Here is a 7,930-nt window from a genome sequence, read left to right as displayed (position 1 = left end):
TGCCGGCCACGCTCACGGGTCCACGACCGCCGCCGTTGGCGCGCTGGTTCTGGATGCCCTGGACGTATTGCGGAAAGTAAGTGCCGAGCAGCGATGGCAAATCAGGAATGCGCGGACCTTGCCACGCAATGCCGAAAACCGTGCCGTCCGCGCCTACGTATTCATTGACCACGGTGCCGACGGCAAGCGTTGTCGTGCGCACGGTAAAGGCGCTGGCGGAACTCGCCGATGCTGCCGAACCCGCAACTGCCGCTGCGTGCGACACCGAATTGCTGACCGTAGCGCCGGCCGGCGCCGTCATGGGCGCACCGCCCAGAACCGCATGAGCGGGCGTTACGGCAGCCAAGCTAACCATCAATCCTGCTGCGAGACTAACCAGCGCGCGAGCGCGCCGAAAGCCGAATGAAATGATCGAAGTGTCCACTTCGCTTCTCCGTTCCGATTATTTCAAGCCATGCAATATCTTGCCGTCCGAAACGCTGCGCGAGTGCGCGTCGTTCGTCGAGACGTAAGTATGCCAGCCGAATGCGTCGAACTCGGGAAAGTGAACATATGTTGCAACGCTAAATGCGCCGGGATGGCTGAAATAGATGTCGTTTTGACGCGCACGGTTGGTAGCTACCTTCTGCGCGCGTCAGATCAGCATGGCGTCAGAAGCCCAGGCTGGCGAGCAGGTCGTCGACTTGCGTCTGGTCCTGAACGACGTCGGTGCGTCCCTCGGGATTGATTTGCGGCCCGTTGAGCAGCGTTTCCGGCGTGCTGGACGTATTCGATGCCGCAAGCGCCGCCGCCTGCGCCGCAAACTGTTCACGCCGTTCCGGCGCAATGTTTTCCAGCAGCACGGTGAGCAACTGCTGCTCGATCACGTACACCACGTCGGTGATTTTCTTGATCACCTGGCCGGTCAGATCCTGGAAATCCTGCGCGAGCATGATTTCGAGCAACTGCGCGTTGGTCGCGACCGTGTGCACGGGCACTTGCTGCAGGAAACCGCGGGTATCGGCGAGCAGCCTCTTGACGTCGGCCTTGTCCTGCGCCGCGCCGTACCATGCTTCCCAACGGGCATCGAGCGCCTGGGCGTCGCGCTGCATGGTTTCCTGAATCGGTTTCGCGAGTTCGATGGCGTTCAGCGCGCGATCGGCGGCCTGTTCTGTCATCGTCGCGACGTATTTCAAGCGGTCGCGGGCATCCGGCACCATTTCGGCGGCGGCTTCAACCTGTTTGTCGAGGCCGAGCTCGCGCATGGAATCGCGCAGCGTGCGCGTCAACTGGCCAATGCGCGCCAAAATGCGATCGCTCGATGCATCCCCGTCCTGCTCGATCGCCGTCAGCGCTTCCTGCGTCGTCATTTCATTCACGATCTCAGCTCCCGGCCTTGGCCATCTTTTCGAGAATCTTCGTGAGCTTCTCGTCGAGGGTCGCGGCCGTGAACGGCTTGACCACGTAACCGCTCGCGCCAGCCTGCGCTGCGGCAATGATGTTTTCCTTCTTCGATTCCGCCGTCACCATCAGCACGGGCAAGTGCGAGAGGGCGGCATCGGCGCGAATCTGCTTGAGCATTTCCAGACCATCGAGGTTCGGCATGTTCCAGTCGGAAATCACGAACTCGAAACCGCCGCCACGCAGACGCGCAAGGCCGGCTGCGCCGTCCTCGGCTTCATCGACGTTCGAGAAACCTAGTTCCTTCAGCAGGTTTCTGACGATACGGCGCATCGTCGGGAAGTCATCGACGACCAAAATCTTCATGTTCTTGTCCATCTTCACTGCTCCTTGTATTCCCGTTGTTTCTTCAGGCGGCGCGCACGCCGCGTGGGTATTCGAATTCGTGTGCTCGCGAGGAAGGTCAGACGCGTTGTGCGCGCTCGCCCATGGAATTGAGGCGCGCCATCACGCGCCGGGTCATTTCCGACAACGGCGCGATCTCGCTCACGCCGCCGGTTGCAATGGCTTCGCGCGGCATGCCGAACACCACGCAGCTCGCTTCGTCCTGCGCAAATGTGTACGCGCCGGCTTGTTGCATTTCCAGCATGCCTTGCGCGCCGTCGCGGCCCATGCCGGTCAGGATCACGCCGAGCGCGTTCTTGCCCGCGTGCTGCGCGGCGGAACGGAACAGCACATCCACCGATGGCCGATGCCGGTTGACCGGCGGCGCGTCGGAGAGATGCGCGACATAGTTCGCACCGCTTCTCGCCAGCACGAGGTGAGCGTCGCCAGGCGCGATATACGCGTGGCCCGGCAGTACACGTTCGCCGTGCTCGGCTTCTTTCACCGCGATCCGGCACAGGCCGTTCAGACGTTGCGCGAACGACTTGGTGAAGCCTGGTGGCATGTGCTGCGCGATCATCACGCCGGGTGCATCGGGCGGAAGCGGTACCAGGAGTTCGCGGATAGCTTCAGTGCCGCCCGTCGATGCCCCGACAATGATCAGCTTTTCCGTGCTCACCAGCGGGTTGTTCAGGTTGGGCGTGGGTTTCGACGCCGTGACCGAACCGCTTGAACCCGCCGCCGCATGCACGACATGAGGCGTTTGCCTGACACGAGCGCGCGCGGCGGCGCGGATCTTGTCGGCGAGCTTCTCCGAGTATTCGAGCATGCCGTCGCGGATGCCCACGCGCGGTTTCGTCACGAAATCCACCGCGCCGAGTTCAAGCGCGCGCAGCGTGATTTCCGAGCCGCGTTCCGTGAGCGATGACACCATCACCACCGGCATCGGCCGCAGCCGCATCAGCTTTTCCAGGAAGTCGAGGCCGTCCATGCGCGGCATTTCCACGTCGAGCGTGAGCACGTCGGGGTTGTGCTGCTTGATCAGATCGCGTGCGACAAGCGGATCGGGCGCGGTCGCGCACACGTGCATGTCGGGCTGCGAATTGATGATCTCGGTCATCAGGCTGCGCACGAGCGCCGAATCATCGACGCACAAAACGCTGATCTTCGGTTCCGTGCTCCGGGCCGTTGTCATGCTTCCTCCACCGTCTTCATGCGGACGGTTCGCTGCAGGCCGGCTGCGGCACCGAATAGTTCGATGCGGGGTTTATCGGTTGTCCTGGCTTTCGGCTGGCTGAAAAGTTCGACGCGCGCACGCGCCTTGGCCAGCCGTTCGCTGCGCGCTTCGGGCGTTTGCCGCACCAGCGCCTGTTCGCGTTCGACCACGCTCGGGTCCTGATGCGTGATCAGTTTCTTGACCATCGCCTGGCCGGTTCGCGGCATGAACGCGACCTTGCGCGGATACATGCCCTGCAAGTCCTCAGCCACGATGCGAATCTTTTCCAGCGCGAGATAGCGGCGAACGAACTCGGAATTTCTATCGCCGATATTGATTGTCGTCATACCCGCCAGCACCGCGCCGCCGCCGAATACCTTGGCTTCGAAGCGCTCGCGCCGGCCGCCGCGCTTGATCATCTCGTTGATCAGCACTTCCATGGCGTACGCGCCGTATCGCATGGAATCCGAACTGGACTGCGATGCGTCCGCGCCGTCGTCGGGCAGCATGAAATGGTTCATGCCGCCAATGCCCGCCGTCCGGTCAGTAATGCACGCCGCCACGCACGAACCGAGCACCGTGACGAGCACCATGTTCTCGCCCGTCATGTAGAACTCGTTCGGCAACAGCTTCACGCCCGGGAGCTTGAAGTGGTTGTCGAAATACAGGTTCGTCGCAATCGGCAATGCGCTCATGCCGGCTCTCCGGCGAGCGCCTTCTTCCTGGCGGTTCCAGCAACGGAATCACGCGATAACGCGTACACCGTCTGGCCGCGCAGCTTGAACGCCTGCGTCACATACGTGAAGTTTTCCGAATGCCCGGCGAACAGCAGACCGCCGCTTTTCATCAGCGGCTCGAAGCGCGCGAGAACTTGCGCTTGCGTGGGTTTGTCGAAATAGATCATCACGTTGCGGCAGAAGATCGCGTCGAACTGGCCCGGCAGCGCATATTTCGAATCCGTCAGGTTCAGTTGCTCGAACTTCACCATCGCCCGCACTTCCGGGCGGATCTTGACCATGCCGGCGTGCGCGCCCGTGCCTTTAAGGAAGAAGCGCTTGAGCCGGTCATTGCCGAGCGTCTTCACCGAATCGAGCGAATAGACGCCCGCGTCGGCCTTCTGCAACACCTGGCTGTCAATATCTGTCGCGATCACCGTGCACTGGCGCGCGGCCGAGTCGCCAAGCGTTTCCATCAGCGTCATGGCGATGGAATACGGCTCCTCGCCCGTCGATGCCGCCGAGCACCACACAGAAAACGGCTGCGGCCGGCTCTTCGCAAACGTGGCGAGAATCGGAAAGTGATGCGATTCGCGGAAGAACGCGGTCAGGTTCGTGGTCAGCGCGTTGGTGAACGCTTCCCACTCGGCGCTGTCCGGCTGCGCTTCGAGGCGGTCGAGGTAAAGACGAAACGTGTCGATGTTGCACGCGCGCAGACGTCGCGCGAGACGGCTGTAGGCCATGTCGCGTTTATGCTCGGACAGCGAAATCCCCGCGCGACGATGAATCAGGTCGCGAATGCGGCCGAAATCGGCACCGGTGAATTCGAAGTCGCGTTCCACTTCCGAACCGTTGCGGGTCCGGTCGCGGGGTGTATCGACGGGTGAGCGCGTTGCCATCATCTAGCCTTTGTTCTTCTGGAACGTGCGGTGAGCCTGCATGATCTTCTGCCACTGCCTTAGAAGGTTTCCCAGTCGCCGGCTGCGACTGCAGCGAGCTTCGGAGCTTTTGCTGCGGGTGCGGCGTCTTGAGAGGCCTGAGTCGCTGCAACCATCTTCTCGTTAATCTTATTAACGGCGCGATTGGCCGCGACGTTAGGCCGCGAAGCAACTTTTATCGGCGTAATGGGGCGTCTTGCGTGTGCTGACGCTGCAACCGACGGCTCGACGCGGCCTTGCTGAGCCGTGTCGCCGCTGACTTGCCAGTGGCCGACCACGTCCTTCAGCTTGCGCGTCTGTTCTTCGAGGGATGCCGCAGCAGCGGCCGCTTCTTCAACCAGCGCGGCATTCTGCTGCGTCACTTCGTCCATCTGCCCAACCGCGCGGCTCACCTGTTCGATGCCCTGCGACTGTTCGTCGGACGCCGCGCTGATCTCGCCCATGATGTCCGTCACGCGACGCACCGCCTGGACGATCTCGTCCATGGTCGTGCCGGCACGCGCCACGAGTTGCGAGCCGCTTTCCACCTTCGCCGTCGAGTCGCCGATCAGCGACTTGATCTCTTTGGCCGCCGCCGCGCTGCGTTGCGCGAGGCTGCGGACTTCACCGGCCACGACGGCGAATCCACGCCCTTCCTCACCGGCGCGAGCCGCTTCGACCGCTGCGTTCAGCGCAAGGATGTTCGTCTGGAAAGCGATCCCCTCGATCACGCCGATGATGTCCACCACCTTGCTCGAACTCGATGAAATCGCGTTCATGGTGTCCACGACCTGCTCGACGACTTCACCGCCGCGCGATGCAATGTCAGACGCGTTCACGGCCAGTTGCGAGGCCTGCCGCGCGTTCTCGGCGTTCTGCTTGACCGTGCTGGTCAACTGTTCCATGCTCGACGCCGTTTCCTGCAACGACGCCGCCTGTTCCTCGGTACGTTGTGACAGGTCCGTATTGCCGCTTGCAATCTCACGCGCACCCACATCGATGGATTCCGCGCCGTGATGCACCGCCCCGACCATCGCGGTCAAATTCACGCGCATCCGTTCTATACCCGCAAACAGGCGGCCGATCTCGTTGGTTTTATCGGTGTGAGCGGAGCGCGTCAGGTCGCCGCGTGCGATGCGCTCGAAATGATCCACCGCGTCGTTGATCGGCTGCACGATCATGCCGCCCATTGCGAAACGGGTTGCAATCAACGTCAGCACCGCCAGCACCATCACGCCCGTGATCACCTGGATCAGCAACGTGATATTCGCCTGCGTATCCGCGCGCAAGGCATCGGCGTGTTTTTGCGTGAAGTCCACGACCGCGGACGACGCCGTGTCGAGCGAGACGAACATCGGGCTGATCTTCGTGTCGGCGATGGCGTGATACGCGGCCAGGTCGTTCGCGCGGATAGCGACAAACTCCGGATCCACGCCTTCGCGCATCAGCGTGTCGCGCTTGGCGACGACTTCATCGAGCATTGCTTGCGGCAAGGTCGGCTTCGGCGTGGCAAGGAACAGCTTCCAGTTCTCGTTGGATTTATCGAGCAGGAACTGGCCGCGATCGATCGCCTTCTTCGCTTCGTCGGTCTTGCCGGCTTCATCGAGTGAACGCACCCGGTCAAGCGTCACGCGAGCGCGCAGCAAGTACGACGACGCGTCGTTGAGCGCGCGCACCGAGACCATGTCGCTATCCGCCAGCATGGACAACGAATTGCCCGCCGAGCGCAAACCGTTCAGGGACAGCGCAGCCACCACGGCGGCAAAGCCTACGAACAGCAAGCCCACGAGGGTCAGCGTGGTACGAATCGACCAGTTCTTAAGCATGTCTTTCTTCCAAACGTGGGATCAAGCCGCGACGGAGTCAATCAACTCCATCTCCTTGCTCGTCATCAATTTTTCGATGTCCATCAGGATCAGCATGCGGCCATCGACCGTGCCGAGTCCCGTCAGATACTCGGTCGTGAGCGTCGCGCCGAATTCCGGCGCCGGCATGACCTGATCAGCCTGAAGCGTGAGGACGTCGGACACGCCGTCGACCACCATGCCAACCACGCGATGCGCCACGTTCAGGATGATCACGACCGTCTGGTTGTCGTATTCGACACGGCCGAGATTGAACTTGATGCGCATATCGACGATCGGCACGATGATGCCGCGCAGGTTGATCACGCCCTTGATGAACGTCGGCGCATTCGCGATGCGCGTGACGTTGTCGTAGCCGCGAATTTCCTGCACTTTCAAAATGTCGATGCCGTACTCTTCCGCGCCCAGCGTAAAGACCAGGAATTCCTGTCCGGCCGCTTCGGCTTGCGTGGAAGCGCGTTGAACGTCGCGGCGCTGCGCCGCGGAAGTGATGGATTGAATGTCTGCTGCCATTTTTAGCTCCCGGAGTTCGGTTGTTTGGTTACCGCGTCAATGCGTTGATGCTTAATGTGTGAGCGACGCCACCGCGCCGTGCGCCGTGCGGTTTTCACGATTCAGCGCCGCCACGTCCACGATCAGCGCGACGCTGCCGTCGCCGAGAATGGTTGCAGCCGAGATGCCGTGCACCTTGCGGTAATTCGTTTCGAGGTTCTTAACCACCACTTGCTGCTGCCCGACGAGCTCATCGATCAACATGGCAAAACGCCGTCCCTCGGACTGGATGATCGTAATGATTCCCTGCGTGGGTTCGGTGCGTGCGTCGCTGACTTCGAACACCTGGTGCAGCGCGACCAGCGGCAAATATTCGCCACGCACGCGTACCACGCGCTCGCCGCCCGCGACGGTGTAGATATCGTCGGCAACGGGTTGCAGCGACTCCATCACGAAGTTCAGCGGCAGGATGAAAATTTCGCTGCCGACCTTCACCGACATGCCGTCGAGAATCGCCAGGGTCAGCGGCAAAACAATACGCGTGGTCGTACCCTTGCCCTCGCGCGAATGGATTTCCACGTGGCCGCCCATCGCCTGGATGTTGCGTTTCACCACGTCCATGCCAACGCCACGGCCGGAGATATCCGTGACTTGATCGGCAGTGGAAAAGCCGGGCATGAAGATGAGTTGCCAGACTTCGTCGTCGGACATCGACTCGCTGACCTGCATGCCTTGCTTCATCGCCTTGGCGAGGATCTTGTCGCGGCGCAGGCCCGCGCCGTCGTCGCTGACTTCGATCACGATGTTGCCGCCGTGATGCGCCGCGACAAGATCCTCGCCAAGGCGATGGAGCGAGGCATGCAGGGCAGCGCGTCGGTGTCCGACGACGAAGTCTGGCAACTCATCTTCATGCCCGGCTTGTCCACTGCCGATCAAGTCACGGATATCTCCGGCCGTGGA

At 61.8% G+C, this 7,930-nt stretch carries 8 protein-coding genes and 1 pseudogene; all 9 read right to left on the bottom strand.

Annotated elements, in window-relative coordinates; genetic code table 11:
* The coding region (locus ACRXB1_RS24625) for a DUF2844 domain-containing protein (RefSeq protein WP_449493524.1) at nt 1-424 on the bottom strand (424 nt) is incomplete at its 3' end.
* A gap of 226 nt (nt 425-650) precedes the next feature.
* Nucleotides 651-1,349 (bottom strand): protein phosphatase CheZ, encoded by a 699-nt coding sequence (gene cheZ, locus ACRXB1_RS24620; RefSeq protein ID WP_449493525.1) that lies wholly within the window; start codon nt 1,347-1,349, stop codon nt 651-653.
* A gap of 13 nt (nt 1,350-1,362) precedes the next feature.
* Nucleotides 1,363-1,758 carry a chemotaxis response regulator CheY gene (cheY, locus tag ACRXB1_RS24615; RefSeq protein WP_061998280.1) on the bottom strand — a complete coding sequence of 132 codons (396 nt, stop codon included), beginning with the start codon at nt 1,756-1,758 and terminating at the stop codon, nt 1,363-1,365.
* Between the two features lie 85 nt (nt 1,759-1,843).
* Nucleotides 1,844-2,959, bottom strand: a complete 1,116-nt coding sequence (locus ACRXB1_RS24610; RefSeq protein WP_062168769.1) for a protein-glutamate methylesterase/protein-glutamine glutaminase — start codon at nt 2,957-2,959, stop codon at nt 1,844-1,846.
* Entirely contained in the window at nt 2,956-3,675 is a 720-nt protein-coding gene (gene cheD / locus ACRXB1_RS24605; RefSeq protein ID WP_449493523.1) for a chemoreceptor glutamine deamidase CheD, read from the bottom strand. Before cheD ends, ACRXB1_RS24610 begins: the two co-directional genes overlap by 4 nt.
* Complete coding sequence (locus ACRXB1_RS24600) at nt 3,672-4,598, bottom strand: CheR family methyltransferase (RefSeq protein WP_449493522.1); 927 nt, start codon at nt 4,596-4,598, stop codon at nt 3,672-3,674. Before ACRXB1_RS24600 ends, cheD begins: the two co-directional genes overlap by 4 nt.
* A 56-nt stretch (nt 4,599-4,654) precedes the next feature.
* Complete coding sequence (locus tag ACRXB1_RS24595) at nt 4,655-6,439, bottom strand: methyl-accepting chemotaxis protein (RefSeq protein ID WP_449493521.1); 1,785 nt, start codon at nt 6,437-6,439, stop codon at nt 4,655-4,657.
* Between the two features lie 21 nt (nt 6,440-6,460).
* Nucleotides 6,461-6,991, bottom strand: coding sequence for a chemotaxis protein CheW (gene cheW / locus ACRXB1_RS24590; protein WP_061998275.1), 531 nt, complete (start codon nt 6,989-6,991; stop codon nt 6,461-6,463).
* Between the two features lie 51 nt (nt 6,992-7,042).
* A pseudogene (locus ACRXB1_RS24585) lies at nt 7,043-7,804 on the bottom strand (chemotaxis protein CheW); the annotation flags it as partial.
* Nucleotides 7,805-7,930: the final 126 nt, after the last annotated feature.

This window comes from Caballeronia sp. M23-90 (genome assembly GCF_053574605.1).
The sequence above is the reverse complement of the archived record's forward strand: the minus strand, read 5'-3'. Positions and strand labels throughout refer to the sequence as shown.

Bases quoted from the DNA above. Each gene is read 5' to 3' on its own strand.
- cheZ (WP_449493525.1), bottom strand. From the start codon at position 1,349: ATGACGACGCAGGAAGCGCTGACGGCGATCGAGCAGGACGGGGATGCA.
- cheY (WP_061998280.1), bottom strand. From the start codon at position 1,758: ATGGACAAGAACATGAAGATTTTGGTCGTCGATGACTTCCCGACGATG.
- ACRXB1_RS24610 (WP_062168769.1), bottom strand. From the start codon at position 2,959: ATGACAACGGCCCGGAGCACGGAACCGAAGATCAGCGTTTTGTGCGTC.
- cheD (WP_449493523.1), bottom strand. From the start codon at position 3,675: ATGAGCGCATTGCCGATTGCGACGAACCTGTATTTCGACAACCACTTC.
- ACRXB1_RS24600 (WP_449493522.1), bottom strand. From the start codon at position 4,598: ATGATGGCAACGCGCTCACCCGTCGATACACCCCGCGACCGGACCCGC.
- ACRXB1_RS24595 (WP_449493521.1), bottom strand. From the start codon at position 6,439: ATGCTTAAGAACTGGTCGATTCGTACCACGCTGACCCTCGTGGGCTTG.
- cheW (WP_061998275.1), bottom strand. From the start codon at position 6,991: ATGGCAGCAGACATTCAATCCATCACTTCCGCGGCGCAGCGCCGCGAC.